Annotated in this window: 22 protein-coding genes; 12 read left to right on the top strand and 10 right to left on the bottom strand. The window is 42.3% G+C overall.

Going from position 1 to position 20,222, the window contains the following annotated elements; all coding sequences use genetic code 11:
- The 6 genes from G4P69_RS23585 to nuoB all read left to right on the top strand — a co-directional run.
- On the top strand, positions 1–215 hold a 215-nt coding region (locus G4P69_RS23585), incomplete at its 5' end, for a hypothetical protein (RefSeq protein ID WP_208351552.1).
- Positions 205–747 (top strand): RDD family protein, encoded by a 543-nt coding sequence (locus G4P69_RS23580; protein WP_208342859.1) that lies wholly within the window; start codon positions 205–207, stop codon positions 745–747. The genes G4P69_RS23585 and G4P69_RS23580, both read left to right, overlap by 11 nt.
- A gap of 46 nt (positions 748–793) precedes the next feature.
- The gene (gene rpmG, locus G4P69_RS23575; RefSeq protein ID WP_208342860.1) at positions 794–988 is read left to right on the top strand and encodes a 50S ribosomal protein L33; all 195 of its coding nucleotides are present in this window, start codon (positions 794–796) and stop codon (positions 986–988) included.
- A gap of 2 nt (positions 989–990) precedes the next feature.
- Positions 991–1,206: a 30S ribosomal protein S18 gene (gene rpsR, locus G4P69_RS23570; RefSeq protein ID WP_038088818.1), complete on the top strand. Its 216-nt coding sequence runs from the start codon at positions 991–993 to the stop codon at positions 1,204–1,206.
- A gap of 318 nt (positions 1,207–1,524) precedes the next feature.
- Positions 1,525–3,588: a ribonuclease catalytic domain-containing protein gene (locus G4P69_RS23565; RefSeq protein ID WP_208342861.1), complete on the top strand. Its 2,064-nt coding sequence runs from the start codon at positions 1,525–1,527 to the stop codon at positions 3,586–3,588.
- Positions 3,589–3,915: 327 nt separating this feature from the next.
- Entirely contained in the window at positions 3,916–4,608 is a 693-nt protein-coding gene (gene nuoB, locus G4P69_RS23560) for an NADH-quinone oxidoreductase subunit NuoB (protein WP_208342862.1), read from the top strand.
- Positions 4,609–4,732: 124 nt separating this feature from the next.
- Here nuoB and G4P69_RS23555 read toward each other — a convergent pair whose 3' ends face one another.
- Positions 4,733–5,614, bottom strand: coding sequence for a 4-hydroxybenzoate octaprenyltransferase (locus G4P69_RS23555; protein WP_208342865.1), 882 nt, complete (start codon positions 5,612–5,614; stop codon positions 4,733–4,735).
- 127 nt (positions 5,615–5,741) lie between these two features.
- On the opposite strand from G4P69_RS23555, the gene G4P69_RS23550 reads away from it, so the two are divergent.
- A complete protein-coding gene (locus G4P69_RS23550) occupies positions 5,742–7,397 on the top strand; it encodes a Ppx/GppA phosphatase family protein (protein WP_208342867.1) in 1,656 nt (551 codons plus the stop codon).
- Positions 7,398–7,441: 44 nt separating this feature from the next.
- Here G4P69_RS23550 and G4P69_RS23545 read toward each other — a convergent pair whose 3' ends face one another.
- The gene (locus tag G4P69_RS23545; RefSeq protein ID WP_208342869.1) at positions 7,442–7,948 is read right to left on the bottom strand and encodes a pentapeptide repeat-containing protein; all 507 of its coding nucleotides are present in this window, start codon (positions 7,946–7,948) and stop codon (positions 7,442–7,444) included.
- A gap of 216 nt (positions 7,949–8,164) precedes the next feature.
- Entirely contained in the window at positions 8,165–9,631 is a 1,467-nt protein-coding gene (locus tag G4P69_RS23540) for an LCP family protein (protein ID WP_208342871.1), read from the bottom strand.
- Between the two features lie 394 nt (positions 9,632–10,025).
- Between G4P69_RS23540 and G4P69_RS23535 the strand changes: the two genes are divergently transcribed.
- Both G4P69_RS23535 and G4P69_RS23530 read left to right on the top strand, forming a co-directional pair.
- Complete coding sequence (locus tag G4P69_RS23535) at positions 10,026–11,090, top strand: mannose-1-phosphate guanylyltransferase (protein ID WP_208342873.1); 1,065 nt, start codon at positions 10,026–10,028, stop codon at positions 11,088–11,090.
- Positions 11,091–11,239: 149 nt separating this feature from the next.
- Entirely contained in the window at positions 11,240–12,883 is a 1,644-nt protein-coding gene (locus tag G4P69_RS23530) for an ABC1 kinase family protein (protein WP_208342875.1), read from the top strand.
- 143 nt (positions 12,884–13,026) lie between these two features.
- On the opposite strand, the gene G4P69_RS23525 is transcribed toward G4P69_RS23530, so the two are convergent.
- Both G4P69_RS23525 and G4P69_RS23520 read right to left on the bottom strand, forming a co-directional pair.
- Positions 13,027–13,458: a hypothetical protein gene (locus G4P69_RS23525; protein ID WP_208342877.1), complete on the bottom strand. Its 432-nt coding sequence runs from the start codon at positions 13,456–13,458 to the stop codon at positions 13,027–13,029.
- Between the two features lie 453 nt (positions 13,459–13,911).
- Entirely contained in the window at positions 13,912–14,223 is a 312-nt protein-coding gene (locus G4P69_RS23520) for a hypothetical protein (protein ID WP_208342878.1), read from the bottom strand.
- Between the two features lie 111 nt (positions 14,224–14,334).
- On the opposite strand from G4P69_RS23520, the gene G4P69_RS23515 reads away from it, so the two are divergent.
- Positions 14,335–14,481 carry a hypothetical protein gene (locus G4P69_RS23515; protein ID WP_208342890.1) on the top strand — a complete coding sequence of 49 codons (147 nt, stop codon included), beginning with the start codon at positions 14,335–14,337 and terminating at the stop codon, positions 14,479–14,481.
- 75 nt (positions 14,482–14,556) lie between these two features.
- On the opposite strand, the gene tnpA is transcribed toward G4P69_RS23515, so the two are convergent.
- On the bottom strand, positions 14,557–15,000 hold the full coding sequence (tnpA, locus tag G4P69_RS23510) for an IS200/IS605 family transposase (RefSeq protein ID WP_208342882.1): 444 nt from the start codon (positions 14,998–15,000) through the stop codon (positions 14,557–14,559).
- 64 nt (positions 15,001–15,064) lie between these two features.
- On the opposite strand from tnpA, the gene G4P69_RS23505 reads away from it, so the two are divergent.
- Positions 15,065–16,249, top strand: coding sequence for an RNA-guided endonuclease InsQ/TnpB family protein (locus tag G4P69_RS23505; RefSeq protein ID WP_310834157.1), 1,185 nt, complete (start codon positions 15,065–15,067; stop codon positions 16,247–16,249).
- Positions 16,233–16,496 carry a hypothetical protein gene (locus G4P69_RS40895; protein ID WP_420798708.1) on the top strand — a complete coding sequence of 88 codons (264 nt, stop codon included), beginning with the start codon at positions 16,233–16,235 and terminating at the stop codon, positions 16,494–16,496. The genes G4P69_RS23505 and G4P69_RS40895 overlap by 17 nt, the downstream gene beginning before the upstream one ends.
- A 167-nt stretch (positions 16,497–16,663) precedes the next feature.
- Here G4P69_RS40895 and G4P69_RS23500 read toward each other — a convergent pair whose 3' ends face one another.
- From G4P69_RS23500 to rph, 4 genes are all read right to left on the bottom strand, one after another.
- On the bottom strand, positions 16,664–17,395 hold the full coding sequence (locus G4P69_RS23500; RefSeq protein WP_208351551.1) for a M50 family metallopeptidase: 732 nt from the start codon (positions 17,393–17,395) through the stop codon (positions 16,664–16,666).
- A 136-nt stretch (positions 17,396–17,531) separates the two neighbouring features.
- Positions 17,532–18,338, bottom strand: coding sequence for an FHA domain-containing protein (locus tag G4P69_RS23495; protein ID WP_208351549.1), 807 nt, complete (start codon positions 18,336–18,338; stop codon positions 17,532–17,534).
- 111 nt (positions 18,339–18,449) lie between these two features.
- Positions 18,450–19,184, bottom strand: coding sequence for a 6-phosphogluconolactonase (gene pgl, locus G4P69_RS23490; protein ID WP_208346684.1), 735 nt, complete (start codon positions 19,182–19,184; stop codon positions 18,450–18,452).
- 268 nt (positions 19,185–19,452) lie between these two features.
- Positions 19,453–20,178, bottom strand: a complete 726-nt coding sequence (gene rph, locus G4P69_RS23485; RefSeq protein WP_208346231.1) for a ribonuclease PH — start codon at positions 20,176–20,178, stop codon at positions 19,453–19,455.
- Positions 20,179–20,222: the final 44 nt, after the last annotated feature.

Here is a 20,222-nt window from a genome sequence, read left to right as displayed (position 1 = left end):
TGACGGTTACCAGTTTGGAACAACATATTAGCATAGAAAAAAACCTCACACTAGAACCCACACAGGACAATGTTCAAGCTTTATCAAAAAAAAACATCTTCTTGAGCAAGACGATAAAAAAGCTACATTTGTTCGTATTGAGCTTTTTACCCTGGAATCATAACAACCTTCTACGTAGTAGTCATACGCACTACCAATCATTAAATGACTATTGAACGAACAACACCGCAACAATATCCACGAGTTGATTTTCGGCGACGAGCAATGGCAGCGTCGACTGATTTTTTGGGTGTCTGGTTGGTCAGTTCTACTTTCTTAAGTAACCAGCTTGGAATTCAAGTGGTTCCAATCTTAATTTTTATTGTTGGTTGGGTGATTTCGCGCGTGATGGTGCCTTACATCAATCAAGGGCAAAGTTTGGGACGTTGGGCTTTCGATATCAAAGTTCTAGAATTTCAACAAGCAAGACTTCCTGATTTGCAGGCTCTTTTCAAGAGAGAGGGAATAGTAGGCTCATGTGCGCTTTTGATTTCAATTGCCTTGAACAACATCGTACATTACCCCACTGCTATACTGCTAGTGATACCTATGGTAATTGACTGTGGAGCGGCTTTTTATGATACTCAGATGAGACTAGCTTTGCACGATCGCTACGCTAGCACGGTGATCGTTTCGTCGCGTCGCGGCTACTCGTTGGATATAAAAGTTAAACGAATAGTTGAAAAAATTCGACGTAATATGCGATAATGAGTATTTGTGTTAATTATCTTCGGGCTTAACTGGTTGTAAGATTATGGCTAAGAGTAAAGGTGTACGTATAATAGTGACGCTTGAGTGTACCGAGTGTCGCACTAACCCAGAAAAACGAACTCCTGGCGTTTCGCGCTATACCACCACTAAAAATCGTCGGAACACGACCAACAGACTAGAACTCAAAAAGTTCTGTCCAAATTGCAACAGACATAACGTTCACAAGGAAATTAAGTAAAAATGAGCTATTACCGCCGTCGTCTATCTCCAATAAAGCCAGGAGAACCAATTGACTACAAAGATGTAGATTTATTGCGTAAGTTCATTACCGAACGTGGCAAGATATTGCCTCGTAGAATCACTGGACTGACCGCTCAGCAACAGCGAGAGTTGACACTGGCAATTAAGCGATCGCGCATTTTAGCCTTGTTGCCATTTATCAACGCTGAAGGCTAGATTAATTTTAGACCATGTGAATTTCTTCGGCAAAGGTGTGGAAGGGTTATCAATGCCAGTTACGAATAGTTCGGCTGACCTTCCACGGATCAAAGTCGCAAGAGATACTCACTATGTAAGTTAAGTTCATTGGTTTCCAAGCTTAGGAAGCTTTCCCTGAAGAATGTTGGGTTTCAGTTTCTAAAATCCAATGCTTCAAGTTCACGTAAGAGAGTGTAAAATAGACTCCGAAATTTCCAAAAATCAGATTTAGGAAGCAATACCTGTGATTGAATCCTAAATCTAACTCATAAAAAATCTGAAATAATTGCGAGGCTTGTGGATAAGGGGACGCTAGTTGAATTTAGACCTGGTAGCGATCGCCGTTTGGGTATAGTAGATCGCCCAGATGGTAAAACCCGTTGGTTTGTAGTAGATGAACGTGGTCAATCCCACAGTCTCGCACCACGACAAATTACTTATACAGTTACAGGGCAAACGTATAAACCTTCACAAATACCAGCATTTCTTGACGAGGTCAAGCCTTATCTGGATCCATCGAGTTTGGAAGTGGCTTGGGAATTACTTGTTGAGGGTGGCGAAATAGTCACTCCAACAGAAATGGCAAATATTTTGTATTCAGAATCACAACCACCACAGTGTTACGCAGCCTATTGCTTGTTATCGGATGACAAAATTTACTTCAAGCAAAAGGGAGATGCGTATGAACCACGAAATGCTGCTCAGGTGGCAGAACGGAAACATCAAATAGAGGTAGAAGCCCTAAAAGCTAGAGGACAACAAGAATTTTTGGCTCGTGTAGAGCAAGCACTGGCTGGGGTAGAAGTTGAATGGCAACGTCCTGATCGCCATCGCTTAGAAGCACTAGAAAAATATGCGTCATTACTTGCCGATGTTGTACGTGTGGGTTTAAGTTATGATGCATTAGCACGTGCCTATCCCCCGCCAGCACCAGTCTTGGAAACAATGACGATGCTAGGACGTCCTGCAACTCCCCAAGGAGCTTTTCAACTGTTAGTTGATTTGGGGTGGTGGAGTCCGAACGAAAACTTATTCCTGCGTCGCTCATCAATTCCGGTTCAGTTCCCTAGCAAGGTGTTAGAAGTGGCGCAACAGCGTTTAAATTCCCCTCAACAAGATAAAGATGCAGCAGATCGTTTGGATCTGACAAGTTTAAAAGTCTACACAATAGATGACGAAAGTACTACTGAGATAGACGATGGTCTGAGTTGGGAATTACTACCTGATGGGAAAGAAAGGTTGTGGGTGCATATCGCTGATCCCACACGGTTGTTAATGCCAGAAGATGAGTTAGATCTAGAAGCTAGAAAGCGGGGTAGTACAGTTTATTTACCAACGGGAATGATTCCTATGTTCCCAGAGGTATTGGCAACTGGACCAATGAGTTTGGTTCAGGGCTGTGTTTGCTATGCTTTAAGCTTCGGAGTTATTTTAGATTCAACTGGAGCAGTTGAAGATTATAGCATTCATGCCAGTATCATTAAGCCCACATACCGCCTAACTTACGAAGATGTTGATGAAATGCTAGAGTTAGGGGTGCAGGCGGAACCAGAAATGACAGCGATCGCAACATGGTCAAAAAAACGTCAACAGTGGCGATACGCTCAAGGCGCAATCAGCATCAATATGCCAGAGGCAATGATTAAAGTCAAAGACGACAAAATCAGTATTGATGTTTTAGACGATTCCTCATCCCGCCAACTAGTAGCAGAAATGATGATTTTAGCTGGTGAGGTTGCTGCTCGCTACGGTCGAACTCATAATATCCCCTTACCCTTTCGTGGTCAACCACAGCCAGAATTGCCCCCCGATGAGGAATTACTCCTTCTTCCAGCGGGATTTGTCCGTGCTTGCGCTATGCGGCGCTGTATGCCTAAAAGCGAAATGAGCATCACTCCTGTACGTCATGCTGGTTTAGGTTTAGACACGTACACTCAGGCAACTTCCCCTATCCGACGTTATAGCGATTTACTAACACACTTTCAACTAAAAGCACATCTACGCGGTGAAGTTCTACCCTTCTCAGCAGAACAACTGAAAGAAGTGATGATTTCCGTGTCTACTATCACCCAAGAAGTAACGATGGTAGAACGACAAACCAATAGATATTGGGCTTTAGAGTACCTGCGCCGTCATCCAGATGAAGCCTGGGAAACCACTGTGTTAATGTGGCTTCGCGAAGACAGTAACTTAGCACTCATCATGTTAGAAGATTTGGGCTTACAATTGCCAATGTTTTTTAAACGTGGCGTTACATTGGGTGAGCAGTTATTAGTTAAAGTGAGTCACGCAGATCCTCATAAAGACATGATTCAGTTTCAGGAAGTTATTTATCAAGAAGCTCAAACAGTGGGAAATTGAGTCAGGAGTCAGGAGTCAGAAGTCAGGAGTCAGGAGTCAGGAGTCAGGAGTCAGGAGTCAGGAGTCAGGATTTAGAAAGGCTTCTTACCCTAAGCTTAAAAAGTGTATTTTCTCCCCCGATTTGTTGCATATTTTTAAGCACTATTACTTATTGATAAATTGTTCATGACACTAATACCGATTTTTTGTGAAGCTGCACATTATTTTTACCCCCCTGTAGTCCCCCCTTGGTAAGGGGGGACGGCGTAGCCGGGGGTCAATATATGGAGCTTTATATAAAAATGGTATAACCTGTCACAAATGGAGAATTCTGGGGGAATCAAGCTCATGACTAACTCTATTATCAATCCTATTGAGCGTCCTCAAGTGACGCACGAGCTTTCTGAAAATATCATCCTGACAACTTTAGATGACTTGTACGACTGGGCAAAGATGTCTAGTATGTATCCTCTGTTATTTGGTACAGCCTGTTGTTTTGTCGAGCTTGTTGGTATGATGGCATCACGCTTCGACTTAGAGCGCTTTGGAATGTTTTACCGCAACTCTCCAAGACAAGCAGATCTGATGATTACCGCAGGCACAATTACAATGAAATATGCTCCTGTTCTCGTGCGTCTCTATGAACAGATGCCAGAACCGAAGTATGTTATCGCAATGGGAGCTTGTACAATTACGGGGGGTATGTTCAGTGTCGATTCTCCTACAGCAGTTCGAGGGGTAGACAAATTAATTCCAGTTGATGTTTATATACCTGGATGTCCCCCTAGACCAGAAGCAATCATGGATGCCATTATTAAACTACGCAAGAAGGTCGCTAATGAAAGTTTCCAAGAACGCGAGCAAACTCAACAAACCCACCGCTACCATAGCATTTCTCACCAAATGAAGGTAGTTTCTCCCATTAATGATGGAAAATATCTAACAAATTCAGGACGAAACTCTTCACTTCAGGAAATGAGTGAGGCACAAGGTTTACCATTGCTGCAAACCAATGTTTCTCAGGCTGTAATTGAAGCTTAGATCCCATTTGATAATAATTTTTCTCATAAATTGTTAAGAAATTTTAAGGTAGGGTGTGTTAGGAGAAGCCGTAACACACCACCACAAATTCAAGATGCGTTAAGGACTTCCTCAAGAGCGCATCCTACAGAGAACCTAAAATCATACCAGCAAGCACTATAAAACCAATCCACACATTTTGCGTAAACATTTGACCGTAAGCAGGATGAGGCAAGTCTTTTTGTGTTAATCGAAGGTATTGCCAAAACCAAGCGACGCTAGCAAATGCAAGACTAATCCAGAAAGCGAGGTGAAGATGGATGAGAAAACCTAGCCAACTCAGAAAACAGACAGTACCAGCAAAGAAAATTCCAATGGCAGTAGGTGCGTAATTACCAAAAAATAGAGCGCTGGAATTAACCCCAACTCGCAGATCATCTGCGCGATCGCTCATAGCATAAAGAGTATCGAATCCTAAAGTCCAAAATACAGTCGCACCCCAAAGTAACCAGGTTGCATCAGAGAGGTTTTGTGTCACTGCACTCCAGCTAATCAGCACGCCAAAACCCCAAGCTATCGAAAGCACTAACTGAGGTACGGGAAACACTCGCTTTGCACCAGGGTAAAGTAGAATGACTGGCACAGATGCGACACACAACCAAAATGAAAGTCGATTAAGATAAAGAGCGAGAATTGCTGCACATGCCATAGCCACTATAGCGACGACAATACCAACTTTTATAGAAAGCGCACGAGAAGCTAGAGGGCGATCGCGTGTTCTTTCGACGTGGGGATCAATATCTATATCCCACAAATCATTAACGATGCACCCAGCCCCACTTGTTGCAAGAGTACCTAAAACAATAACGGCAACCAATGGCAAAGGCGGTTTTCCATTACCTGCTAAAAATACAGCCCAAAGAGCAGGAATCATCAAAATCAATCTTCCTCCAGGTTTATGCCATCGTAAAAGCCTGATAATGACAAGCCACGTAGGTTCTTGGCTGTGTTCTGGCGTAGTTACCATAACAATGTATAGATAAATTTACAATTATTTATTAAATATTTTGGCAGAATTTCGTCTCTATGGAGAGAAGATTTTTAATGAGAACACAGATAATTTCCTAACTATAACTTCTCTATCCATAAACGACATGGTAAGTTTAGTGTCTTCAAGCGACGACAGTATTCCATCTCAAACAACACAGCGACAGAGAATAATCGCTGCTATCGATTTAGGGACAAATTCTCTACACATGGTGGTTGTACGGATTGAACCAACACTACCAGCCTTTAGTATTATCGGTAAAGAAAAGGAAACCGTAAGACTGGGCGATTGCGATATTGAAACAGCGGCTCTTAAACCAGAAGTGATGGATAGGGCGATCGCTGCTTTACGACGCTTTCAAGAAGTTGCTAGAACTCACAACGCAGAAACAATCATTGCTGTAGCAACTAGCGCTGTACGGGAAGCACCCAATGGTCAAGATTTTTTACAAAGAGTACAAAACGAATTAGGTTTGAGCGTTGATCTAATTTCTGGACAAGAAGAAGCGCGACGAATCTATCTAGGTGTATTGTCGGGGATGGAATTTAACAACCAACCTCATCTTATTATTGATATTGGTGGTGGTTCCACAGAAATTATTTTAGGTGATAGTCATGAAGAGCGAGTTCTTACCAGTACTAAAATTGGTGCAGTAAGACTAACAGGCGAATTAATCACCACTGATCCGATTAGCAATGCTGAATTTCATTACTTACAAGCCTACATAAGTGGAATGTTAGAACGTTCCGTCGACGAGGTACGGGCGAATCTACAATCAAATGAGCACCCTCGTTTAGTGGGAACTTCTGGAACAATCGAGACTTTAGCGATTATCCATGCGCGGGAAAAATTAGGTGTTGTGCCTTCAACATTTAACGGTTATGAATTTAATCTCAAAGATTTGCGAGAGTGGGTTAATCGCTTCCGAAAACTAAATAATTTAGAACGGGCTGCAATTCCAGCAATGCCAGACAGGCGCTCAGAAGTTATATTAGCAGGGGCTGTAATATTATGTGAGGCGATGAATCTGCTACAGGTTGAGTCGCTAACGGTTTGCGAGCGTGCCCTCCGAGAAGGTGTTATCGTCAACTGGATGCTCACACATGGTCTAATTGAAGATCGCCTACGTTACCAAGGTTCAGTACGCGAGAGGAATGTTCTCAAAACTGCCAAAAAATACCACGTTAATTTAGAATACGGTGAGCGTGTAGCAGAATTTGCCATTAGTTTATTTAATCAAACACAAGGCAAACTACATAATTGGGGAAAAGACGAACGAGAACTGCTTTGGGCTGCGGCAATATTACACAATAGTGGTCATTTTGTTAGCCATTCGGCTCACCACAAACACTCTTACTATCTCATTCGTAATGGCGAGTTGCTAGGCTATACAGAAACAGAAATAGAAATAATTGCTAATATAGCACGTTATCATCGCAAATCTCCTCCTAAAAAAAAGCATGAAAATTACCGCAATTTGCTGCACAAACAACATCGGCAAATAGTCTGCAAATTGAGTGCTATTTTAAGATTAGCAGTTGCTCTTGATCGACGGCAAATAGGAGCAATTAAAGAAGTTCGTTGCGAGTATTTTCCAGAGTTTCATAAATTAAAAATGCACATTTTTCCATCTCTTCCTGATGATGACTGCGCTTTAGAACTCTGGAATTTGGATTATAAGAAAGAAGTGTTTGAAGAAGAATTTGATGTCGAATTAGTGGTTATTTTGGAAAATTCTAGCGTTGTAGGTAGCGGATCTTAATACAGGCTGTGTAGGATGATCATAGGTGTAAAATAAATAAAAATTTACTTACACCCTAAACTATCTCGCGTAGCAACACCTGTCACTGGATTAATTCCATCAGCTTTCTTGCACATGAGCGATATTTGGTAGCGATCAATTATAGCGTCAGTAAAATCTGCACCAGTAATTGTGGCGTCATAGAAGCGAGCACGTGTCATAACTGCATCTTTAAAAATAGCATTTTTCAGGTTTGCGTTATCAAAAGTAACTTGATCAAGCAAAGCACCTGTTAAATCTGCTCCCTCCAAATTAGCTTTTAGTAAAACTCCTTGTGACATAATGGCATTAGTTAAATTAGATCCTTGAAAATTTGCCCCTCGCATTTCAGCAGCAGCAAAAACTGCTCTTTCTAAGTCAAGGTTAGAAAAGTCACGATTCTCTAAATTTGTGTTACCATAGTTGATTGTTTTTGTTTGTGCAAAAGCAGGCTTTGCATTAATCATGACCCAAAAGAAGGCAAGGCACAAAATTAAAATCAAACCAAATAAACGAAGCAGAATTTTTTTCATAACATTTGTCGGGTGGGGTGCGCTAGGGACAGCGTAACGCACCGTTGATAGCAGTGCATTACGGCACAAAAATTGGTGATTGTGTAAATATGGTACTAATAATTGCCCTATTAATAGCGGTGCGTTACGGCGCGAAACTCAGAGATTACGCTTAATCACGCGCCTAACACAACGGCAACATTGGGGGAAGAACATCCACGCCCCAATTTGCCTCCCCTACTTTGAATCTTTACCTATACGAATTGTTACGTCTGATTGCAAATCACCGATCGCCCACACTTGAACGTCACCAAAACCTAAGACTTTCTGCAATTCTTCTCCCGATTGACGGCTGACTTTTTGAGCGATGATTCTACTTTGAGTTTGAGGATCGGGTGAATCGGGCATTGCGTAAACTTTAGTAAAGCCTTTTTGTTTAAGATAATTTATAATTTTTTCGGTTTTGTGTGGTTGTCCAGAAGCATTTTGAACAGCAATTTTAAGGCTAGTGAGCGATCGCTCATCTGGTTTCATGCCAGCGATATTCACTCCAGCGAACTCAGACAATAAGCGAGCTTGTCCTGTTAAATTTAACCAATAGCTGTTGGGATCTTTACTGAAACGGCTAAAACTACCAGGTAATATAGTCATTTGTAAATTATCGCGCTCTACGTTAGCAGAAAAGTTAACCAACGCCATTGCTTCGTCCACCTTTAAGTTAGTGTCAAAGTACTTGCGCATAAAACGTGTTAATAGAGGCAATTTTGGTATAATAGTGGGGCTGTTTAGCCGATTGCGTAAAGCCAATAACAGCGCTTGTTGTCGCTGTACCCTTGATAGATCCCCCAATCCTGGTTCTCGGAAACGAGCAAAAATTTCTGCTTGATCACCGTTGAGGGTTTGCCATCCCTTAACTAGATTGATCTGCCTTCCAGAATTGTCTTTGTACGCAATTGGACGGGCGACATATACCTCAACTCCACCGAGCTCGTCGACTAACTGGCGCAAACCACTAGTAGAGATGCGTATGTATCGGTCAATTGCTGCATTGCTTAAAGTGCGGCTCATAACTCTTGCTGCCAAAACTGGACCACCGTGAGAATTAGCATCAGCTACTTTATTTAATCCCTTTTCTGGAATCGCTGTCATGGTGTCCTTGGGAATCGAAAGCACTCGGAGGGATTTATCACTGGGATTCAGTCTTACTAACAACATAGTATTACTTTTACCAGCAAAGCTTTCTGGAGAGCCATCAACACTACCAGGAACTGGTTGAATGCCTAAAACTAAAATATTAATTGGTCGTTTTAACTGATATTGGGAGATGTTACTCAATATGTCTTGTGGCGATGGCGTTTTTGGTAAATCTTTGTGAGTAAAGCCTAAATCGTCCTCACTTTGATCCACATCACTCCACAGCGGTGTCCAAAGTGCTAAAGACGAGACTAATAACCCCGATAAAGTTGTTCCCACAACGATGCTCAGTATCCAAAATAACCATCTAGGCATTTTCAATCCCAACCGATCATAAAGCTGGGTGGGAATGGAACTCGCAACCTGAGCAAAGTTACGAGAATTATTTGCTTGATGTTGTTCTTTTACTTGGTTTTGAACCTGATTTTGTGCTGTTACTCCATTATTTTGTAAAGGTTGTACTTTTTCAGCTTTTCCCTGATGTTCTTTACGTTCTATTTGTTTAACCACTGCGATCTCCCCACTCAACCGATCCCTAAACGTAATGTTAACAAAAAGAATTCAGAATTCAGGAGTCAGGAGTCAGAATGTATTCTATGTAAATGCCCTTAAATAGAGGGTTTTAAATATAAAGCGGCTGCACAACGTCTTCAATTTCGGTGGGTTGAAATCGAAAGACAAGATTTATTCTAACTACTGAACGCCAAATGCTTGAGCAACCTCCTCAGTCGACAGCTATGCTTCCTCCTGAATTCTGACTCCTGAATTCTGACTCCTGACTCCTAACTCCTGACTCCTAAACGCCAGATGCTTTAAGTCGGGAAACCCGCCCAACGCACTGGCTCCTCCTGAGTAATATGTCACAGTAAACTTATAGTGTTGTTCAGTAAGTCTTTATGACACAATGACTAAAACCTTGTTCCCCGTAATCCTTGCTGGTGGTAAAGGAGAGCGATTTTGGCCTTTAAGCCGTCAAACTCGTCCTAAACAGTTTTTAACTCTTGATGGTAGTTCTAGAAGTTTACTCCAAGCAACTGCTGATCGACTACTGCCACTAACAAGCGGATGGGAAAATCTCTGGGTAATCACTTCTAGTCAGATAGCCCAAGGTGTTCAAGAACAACTACCTGAATTACCATCCGAGAACTTACTGGTTGAGTCACAAGGAAGGGATACAGCCGCTGCTGTTGCTTGGGCTAGCTTAGAACTAAAAAAGCGTTACGGAGAAGACGCTGTTATCGGTTTTTTCCCTGCTGATCACTGGATTGGTGATCAAGAGGCGTTTGCGGACACTTTAAGTGCTGCAGCTTCTCTTGCCGCAAGCACACCAGCAATCGTTACTCTGGGTATCAAGCCCACCTTTCCATCAACTGGATATGGCTACATAGAACAGGGTGAAAAAGTTAGTAGCTTTAATGACATACCTGCTTATCAGGTTAACCGTTTTACAGAAAAGCCAGACCGTCCAACGGCAGAAAGTTTTCTATCTACAGGACGTTTTAGCTGGAATAGCGGTATGTTTATTTTCAGAGCTGGTATTATTCTCAAGGAACTATATATCCATGCTCCAGAAATTATTGAACCTATTGAGAAACATGGCCCTGGTATTTACCCTGAACTACCTAAAAAGAGCATAGACTTTGCCTTAATGGAAAAGACAAGTCTGGCATATGTATTACCAGTAGAGTTTGGCTGGGATGATTTGGGAGATTGGAATGCAATTGAGCGTTTACTCAAAAAAGAGGATTCTCCTAATGTAGAAATGGCTACTCATGTGGGTTTAGACACTCAAGGTTCGATTGTTTATGCTACCAATTCAGACGATGTCGTTGTTACTATTGGGTTAGAGGATGTGGTGATAGTGCGCGATCGCAACGTCACACTCATTACTAAAAAAGACCGTACCCAGGAAATAAAACAAGTCCTCAAAACCCTACAAAGCGATCCCCGATTCACTCATCTACTATAAAACCTAAACCTTAGGCAGAAGCAAAATAGTTATTTCAGTATAACGTGGGGGTCACAGGGGGAGGACAACCTAATTAAAAATTAAAAATTAAAAAATTTTTGATTGGTTTACTCTCCCTGCGCTTCTTCTGCGGTTCAGAAAACAACACCATGTTCCTCACTCAAACAGTTCCCCGACAAAGAGAAATTATTGAAGTCCTTTTCCGTAACGGTTGGGACTATATGCGACGGCTACTTACTGGTGCTAAAGCTGATGAACCCCAGTTACCAACACCTGCCGTTTTGAAAAACATCTTAGTAGATTTGGGGCCAGTCTATGTCAAACTTGGTCAGCTACTATCTACCCGTCCAGATTTGCTCAACGCAGCCTATATTGAGGAACTATCAACACTACAAGACGAAGTACCCCCAGTTGCTTGGTCAGAGGTAGAATTCGTCATACGTCAGCAACTGAAACGTCCTCTTGAAGAAACCTTCGTTACCGTCAATCCTATTCCAGTTGCAGCTGGCTCCATAGCCCAGACACATCGAGCAGTACTTGCAGATGGTAGAGAAGCAGCCCTTAAAGTGCAGCGTCCAGGGATTGATTTGACTATAGCCCAAGACATCGCATTAATTCAAGGGATCGCTGATCTAGTTGCTCGTACTGAGTTTGGGCAAACCTATGAAATAAAATCTATAGCAGAAGAATTTACGAAGGCGTTAGAAGCTGAGTTAGATTTTACACGAGAAGCAGGTTTCACTGATCAGCTTAGGCGTAATTTATCTACTAGCCGATGGTATGATCCGACACAAATAATTGTTGCTGAAATTTATTGGGATTTAACAACACCAAAGTTATTGGTGATGGAATGGTTAGATGGAGTACCAATATTATCAGCACAGATAGACGAGCAAAAAAACGGTAAAGATGCATACACACAGCGTAAAGATATTACTACCCTGCTATTTCGGGTGTTTTTCCAACAACTATATATAGACGGGTTCTTTCATGCTGATCCTCATCCAGGAAATTTATTTTATCTCAATGATGGGCGTATTGCTCTTCTAGATTGCGGGATGGTGGGACGGCTCGATCCGCGTACTCAACAGATATTAACAGAAATGTTGCTGGCAATTGTTGATCTAGATGCTCAACGATGTGCTCAGTTAACATTACAATTAGCAGATTCTACAGAGCCGGTTATTGTGGCACGTTTAGAAAACGATTATGACCGGATGCTGCGGAAGTATCACAATATAAATTTATCAGAAATCAATTTCAGTCAAGTCATTTATGAAATTTTGCAAGTAGCTCGCAATAATAAAATTCGCTTGCCTAGTAATATGGGTTTGTATGCCAAAACTATAGCTAATTTAGAGGGTTTGGCTCGCGGATTCAACCCAGAGCTTAATTTTATTGAAGAAATTCAGCCACTGTTAACAGATTTGTTTCGGCGACAGTTGATTGGGGAGAATCCTTTGCGATCGCTCCTCAGAACAGCGCTAGATCTCAAAAGTCTATCTTTACAGTCACCTCGACAAATTGAACTATTATTAGACCGAGTTACCTCGGAAACTTTACAATGGAATATATCGATCCGAGGTTTAGATGCTTTACGTCGCACGACAGATGACGCAGCCAATCGTCTTTCTTTCAGCATTCTGGTTGGTTCGCTGATTATGGGAGCAGCGACTATCTCTAGTAGAGCACAAACAACAGAGTTCTCTTTTTTGAGCAATATATTATTTGCTGTTGCTAGCTTACTAGGTTTATGGTTAATTATTAGTATTTTACGCTCCGGTCGCGTTTAGGGGGCTGGGTACTGGGGATTGGGGATTGGGGATTGGGTACTGGGATAGAGGACTTCATTTAATTCTTCCCCTGCTCCTCTGCTAAGAGCTCCCCCTGCTCCCCTGCTCCCCTGCTCCCCCTGCTCCCTGCTCCCTGCTCCCTATTAGTAGGTAAGAGCAAACTTACGTTGGATTTCAAAACCTGGAAGATAGCCGCCGTGATAGCGTATTTCTTCTAAGTTGCTGAGTTTTCCGGTAATCTCGGAAATTGGTTCTATATTATGCTTGTTACGCTGGCTCCAGTTAACGAGTTGAGCATCCAACATCTGTTGAAACTCAAGAGCATGTAGCGTTGCGTCATCTGGACTAGTTTGGTTATCTGTAACAATCAAAAACTTTAAAGTAATAAAAAGGGTAGTTTGTAGCTCAGAAGACTCTTTGCCAGAACCGACTCTAGTACAATATTCGTCTACATAAAAACCCATCTGGGCTCTAAAGTGTGAAAATTCTTTTGAAACCAGTTGATCTCTAATATAGGATAACAATCCCGTATCGTTATCTGACAGGATTTGGCGAACAGTTAGTGCTTGTGTCATGAATTATCTCACAGGTTGTTGAACGCACCCCAACTCAATCAAAGATTGTAGTTCAGGACTCGTGCGCTAAAAAAGTAAGTCTTAATGAGAAAACTGGGTTTTTGGCGCTTCGCAGGGGTTTGTACCCTTGATAGCTCCAACTAATGTTACCACAGAACCTTGGTGACATTTACTCTCAGACAAATCACATGATTCGTGAGTAACAAAAGGTTCTGCCTGAAGTGTATTTCTATGGGATATAACCAGGGCAGCTCACAATACTGCTCGGTTAAGCCTAAAACTTAAGTTCAAAGTAGTTCAAAGTAGGTTGGGTAGAGCGATAGCGAAACCCAACAAAACCCTATAAATGTTGGGTTTCGTTCCTCAACCCAACCTACAATTCTCGAATTCTCGTTAACCGAGCAGTATTGGGGCAGCTCATAACTAACAATAGGAAAAACTCAAATTGGAAAGCTAACTACCAACTGTTGAAATACTATGTGTTTGCGTAACTAAGTCAATAATTTCTTGGGGAGATTTATTTTCAATGGCTGCCAATAAGTTAACAGCTTTTGCTAACAAGCGAGAACTATCTTCAAAAGTGTTTTGGCTGGGCAATAAAAGTTCGATGGGATTACCTTGATCGTCAGCAGAACCTTGGAAGACTAATAGACGTGTATTAGGATGTGTGACTGGTTGCCAACCGTTTTGTTTGAGATAGGAAACGACATCGGCGATATTGAGAGGATCTGTCTGCAACTGATTTGGGAGAAATTGTTGGGTCATAATCACTCTCCCGTTCGTAGTTGTGTTGTGTAGTCTTCTTTAATTTTAACTCCAAGACACCATATAAATAAGTACCATATATAAAGTGACATATACCAGGAGAATAAATATATGACTACAACCGTAAAGACAACTAGAGTTTACGACGAAATTGTTGACTTTATTGCTTCTGGAACTACACCTGAAACTGTTGTCAATTCTAAACTATCAGATATAGCACAAGAACGGTTAGCTAGCCCGTCAGAAGCCCCACACTGAACCTGTACCCAGGTCAGTGTGGGGATGAATGGCGGGGTGATGAGGAAGACACCCCCGACCATAGTTGACTGCAACTCAACCAGGGAGCTCTTTGGCTGACGAATCGCCTATCTCTGGACGGTCTTGGTTTTCAATGTATTGCCGCAAAGTGGTGATGGTTACACCCCCACAGCTTGCAACGAAATAAGAGCCATTCCAAAAAACATCTTTGGTATAGAAACGACTTAAATGTTCAGCAAATTCTTGTCTAATTCTACGAGAAGTAGTTGATTTGATGTTACCAACTAATATGCTTAATTGTAAGTCTGGATGGTATTGAAAGAGTGTATGTACATGGTCTTCCTCACCGTTAAACTCAATTAATTTACAATTCCATTTAAGCAATAATTCTTCAAGGATAACATGCAGGCGCTTCAACATCTCATCAGTAAAGACTTTGCGCCTATACTTGGTCGTTAAAACCAGATGAATTTTTAAATCACTGACTGACCTACCTTTTGAAACAAAATCATTTTTCACTTCGGTTTCCAGGAACTATGTTATAATCACCGTAGTCTATCATAGCAACAGTCATACAAAGGAGGTGATTCTTACGCTGCTAAATTACCAATATCGAGCTTACCCAAACACCAATCAAAAAATAGAACTTAACGAATGGTTGAGAATTTGCCAGTATTGGTACAATTGGCAGCTAGGTGATAGGTTCAACTGGTGGGAGTTAAACAGGAATTACGTTGTCTTTCCTCAAGGGGAATTCTGCCTAATTTCTTGTACTATCACCCCTCCAAAGCTAAGGGAGAATCCAGGTTTTTACAGCCAGAAAAAGCTATTACCAGAATTCAAAGAAGACTTAATCAGGGTTCGTCATTCTGGTGAGTTATTGGACTTCAAGCGTGTTCCATCTCAAACTTTACAAGATGTCTCAAAACGTGCAGAATTAGCGTTTTCACGGTTCCTTGGTGGTGATAGTAATGGGAAAAAAAGCGGTAAACCCAGATTTAAAAATGCGGCTAATTTCCGTACTATAAAAATTGAGGGTCAGGCTGTAACCATTGAAAGAATTGAGAAAGACTGGTTATTCCTGTCAATTTCAAAACTTAAAGGATGGCTCAAAGTAAGATTGCATCGACCATTGCCAGGCGGGTTCACTTTTAAAAACATATTGTTAACCCGTAAAGCAGATGGGTGGTACTGTACCATTGCGCTTGAAGATCCAACAGTACCGGCATTCAATCCAGACGATGTTACTCCTACTTGGGACAATTCTTTGGGCATGGATGCGGTACTGCATGAGGATGATTATCTAGCAACGTCAGAGGTTGAAAAACTACCCTCACTTAAATCTTTCCGCAAGTCTCACAACAGACTCGCCAAAGTTTCTAAACGCAAGGCTACCAAGAAAAAGGGGAGTGCTAACCGTCGGAGACTGCAATCGCGAGAAGCACGGGAACATCAACGTATTGCGCGTTCCCGTAAAGACCACGCATATAAAACCGCTCATAAATTGGTGCGTACTGGCAAGAAAGTTTTCTTTCATGAAGACTTAAATTTACGCGGTCTTACCAAGCGCAACAAAGCCAAAAAGGACGGGCAAGGAAAGTTTCTTTCAAATGGACAAAGCGCCAAATCAGGTTTAAATAAATCCTGGTTGGATGCTGGTTTCGGTCAATTCTTTACTACACTGGACTACATAGCCTCGCTCATCTGGAGCAGTCGTAGTAAAGGTAAATCCTGCTTACACTTCACAGTTATTGTGCTATCGAGATGAATTGGTATTCACCGATTGTTCAATCAGGAGTTATTTTGACCCGAAAGAATTGCTTTATGTTGATAGGGATATTAACGCCTCAATCAATATAAAGCGTGTGGGGCTGGGACTTTTCCCCACAATAAAAAGCCGGAAGGGGAAAGTAGTTATTACTACTGCGAAAGCTAGTACCTCGTTCGCGCAGCGTCTCCCCTTGGGAGAAGGAAGTTCTGATAGCCTTATTCAAGGTGTCAGAAGCCCACTGTGACCGCTTGCGGCACTGTGGGTAGTTCACATGACTTAGTTTACAAACATAAAGTAGGGGATTTGACCCCAGAGACAAAAAAGGAATTGGATACTTTTCTAACATTAGAGCATATAATGACTTTAGCAAAAGCTCGTGCTTATACATACATTAACGTTAAGTGAATATTCTTAGTGACGATATGCAATACGGAGACTTTGTACTAATATAACGAAGGAAGCGATCGCCATTAACCCACCCCAAAACCAATACGGTAAAAGTAATTGTAGTTGTATTTGTGCTGAATCAGAATGTAAACCAGGACCAGCAGAAGCGCTAAATAAATAGTCTAGCTGTAAATATGTACTCACGCACGCTTGTACCCCAAGGAACTGAATAGCAAATTCCTGCATCCATCGAGGAGATCTGAAGGCGATCGCAAGAATAATTAAGCCTAGTAGCGGAACTGCTATTAATCCAAAGAGCGATCGCACCCAAATCAATGTAGAAATAATTAAAAAACAACCCAGAATTTTTAGACTGAGGTTAGCTGTCTTAAAACTACGTGATGCTAGAATTAAAACAGAACCAGCAATTGGTGGTCCCATTGGTCCTGCGGCTGAAACTATTGCACGGCCAATTGGCCCTAAGAATAATCCACCGCTGTGATAAGCTACACCTGAACCATCCGGAAAGATCCTTAATTGCTGAAATTGACCTCCTAAAAGGATTGCAGCTAATCCGTGACCCATCTCATGAAACCAAGTTGCTAATATGGTGAACGGATATAGAATGTAGTGTCCTGCTGGTATTTGCCAGAGCAAACTTGTGGCGATCGCTGCGACAATCAGCCAACGAAGACTAATGGGATCGCTGGCAAACATTGTTTGCTCACCGGAGGGGAATTTAGGGGGATGGTTCATAAGTGCTTTTTCATTCCCGCACAGGGGTAGTGGTTAATCTATCATAACAAATTCTTTTTTCTATTGTAATATGTTTGTTGTTTTTCATCCTACAATCTTCACGAAGGTAGGATGAAAGGATTGCCAAGCCTTTTGGTTAGGACACTTGAAAGAGAAACGTAACTAAATCTCCCTTACCAAGGCTGATGCGATCGCCTGAGCGCAAACGGTGCCGGTTACCAGGTAATAGGGGCGAATTGTTAATGTATGTGCCGTTAGAGCTACCGACATCTTCAATGTAGTAAGCGTCTCCCTCGGCACGAATATCTGCGTGAATACGTGAAACAATTTCTGAGTTAGGAAAACCAGAAACGTCTATATCTGGGGGGATGCGGTCGTTTGGTTTACCCATGTGGATAACGGAAAGGTTTTGTGGCAATTCCACAAGCCTGTCGGTTTGAACATGAAGTAGCCGCACATTCACCTGTTGTAGTTGGGTTCTAGCAGCAGTGGGTGGCGTTGTTGCTTGAGGGACTGGATCTGGGAGCTGGGGTACAGTTAGAGGCTGATTTGTAACATCTGGTACTGAGGCGATGTTTGGGGAAGTAGCGACTTCTGCTACATCAGGAACTGACATTGCTGTCGGTGGTAAGGAAGAATGTTCAGGAGCCTCATAATTAGAAGAGCCTGTTGTGACAGTAGGCTGTAAGTTTACTTGTGGCTCAGGAATAGCTGGAGCTGTTTCTGCTTCAGGGATTTCCGGGGCAACGGTTGGCGGAACAGCACTAGCACTAGCAGAATTTGTATGTAGATGATAACCGCATTGTCCACAGAAAGCTGCATCTGCTTGCACGGTTGCGCCACAGTTTGGACAGTTAGTGGTGGCTGGTAATGGAGTGTAGCAAGCTTCACATTGGACAGCGCCGTCCGGGTTTGAGTGATTACAATTAGGGCAGACGATCATGGAATTAAGCCTTTATTAAACATAAATATACTGGATAGTAAGCACAGGAGTATCTCTAGCATTCGATTTTAATACTTGTTACGTCGAAGCTGAAGGCTAAAGTATGAAGTGTTACTTTGCTACATCCTGTTTTAACTCACTACCAGCATCTTTATCTAATAACCACCAAAGTTCCCCTTGGGGTTGAATCAAGCGAGATGGGTAAGTGAAGTCATCTGCTACTGACGCGAAAACATGAGCTAAAGCTGATCTTTTGTTTGCACCAGCAACTACAAACATAACGCAGTTAGCAGCATTGATGAATGGGTAGGTGAAAGTGAGACGGGGATTTCCATCTTTGTTCCCTACAGTAATCAAGCGATCTCGTACTTTTAATGCTTCTGTGTGGGGAAATAATGATGCGGTGTGAGCATCGTCGCCCATTCCTAACAAAATCACATCCAACGCCGGAAACTCTCCGGGTGAAGAGTGAAAAAATTCTTGCAAATGTTGCTCATACTTAGCAACTGCATCTGCTGGATCCTGATCTGAGGTTGGCATTGGATGTATATTAGCTGTTGGGATATCCACACGCCCTAGCCAAGCGCGATGTGCCATCAGTTGATTGCTGTCTGGATGATCGGCGGGAACGTAGCGTTCATCTCCCCAAAACACATGAATTTTATCCCAGGGGAGATTTTGAGTGGCGATCGCTTCGTATAAGGGTTTGGGTGTGCTACCACCTGACAAGGCAATAGTAAACCGTCCATGCTGTTCAATAGCAGTTTCGATTTTAGAAAGGATCAATTCTAGCGATCGCGCAATGAGCGCTTGTTGATCCCCAACAACTTCAACTTTTTTGTTCATTATCTGCTCAACTCTTTGGCAACTTCCAGCAATACAATAGCGAAATTCTGACGATTTACCTTTTTAACTTTTGAAACTCTTAACATCAATTGGGAATGGGGAATGGGGAATGGGGCATGGGGCATGGGGCATGGGGCATGGGGCATAGGGCATGGGGCATGGGGCATGGGGCATGGGGCATGGTGCATAGGGATTCAGGAGTGAGTATCCACTCGCTCCTCTGCTCCCTAACTTTTGACTTTTGACTTCCCCGCAGGGGCTCATTCCTCTAAAAAATCTCTGGCAGTGCTTCGCGTTGGGCTAGTAACAATTGCTCAATTCCTTTTTCAGCACAGTCAAGTAGTCGATTTAACTGTGTGCGGGTAAAGCTACCTTCTTCTGCTGTCCCTTGGATTTCGATGATCCCAAAATCTTGATTCATCACTACATTTAAATCCACTGTAGCTGCAACGTCTTCAACATAGTCTAAATCTAGGTATGCTTCGCCTTCTAATAACCCTACAGAGATTGCTGCGATTTGTCCGATTAGGGGCGATCGCGTTAAAACTCCCTCTTGTAATAATTTTGAAATGGCATTTGCTAGGGCAACAAACCCTCCTGTAATTGCTGTGGTTCTAGTTCCTGCGTCTGCTTGTAGGACGTCTGCATCAACAGTTAACGTGTATTCCCCCAAGATTTCCAAGTCTATTGCTGCTCGTAGGCTACGTCCAATGAGACGTTGAATTTCTTGCGTTCGTCCTGAGAGTTTCAATAATTCTCGTTCCTGTCGTTGTTGTGTTGCAGATGGTAACATTCGATATTCAGCAGTTAACCAGCCTTTGCCAGTTCCTTGTAGAAAGGTAGGAACCCGTTGAGTAACGCTGACGGTACAAAGTACTTGAGTATTGCCACATTTTGCGAGAACCGAACCAGGAGCAAAGTTGGTAAAGCCTTGTTGAAAGCTGATGGGACGAAGTTCTTCGGGTTGCCGTCCGTCAGAGCGCTGCCAGATCATTAGAGATTGCCTCAAAGTTTAGTTTGTACTCTCCACGTTTTTTA

The organism is Aetokthonos hydrillicola CCALA 1050, from assembly GCF_017591665.1.
Lineage (GTDB): Bacteria > Cyanobacteriota > Cyanobacteriia > Cyanobacteriales > Nostocaceae > Aetokthonos > Aetokthonos hydrillicola.
Note: the sequence above shows the minus strand (reverse complement) of the source record. Positions and strands in the feature narration are given on the sequence as shown.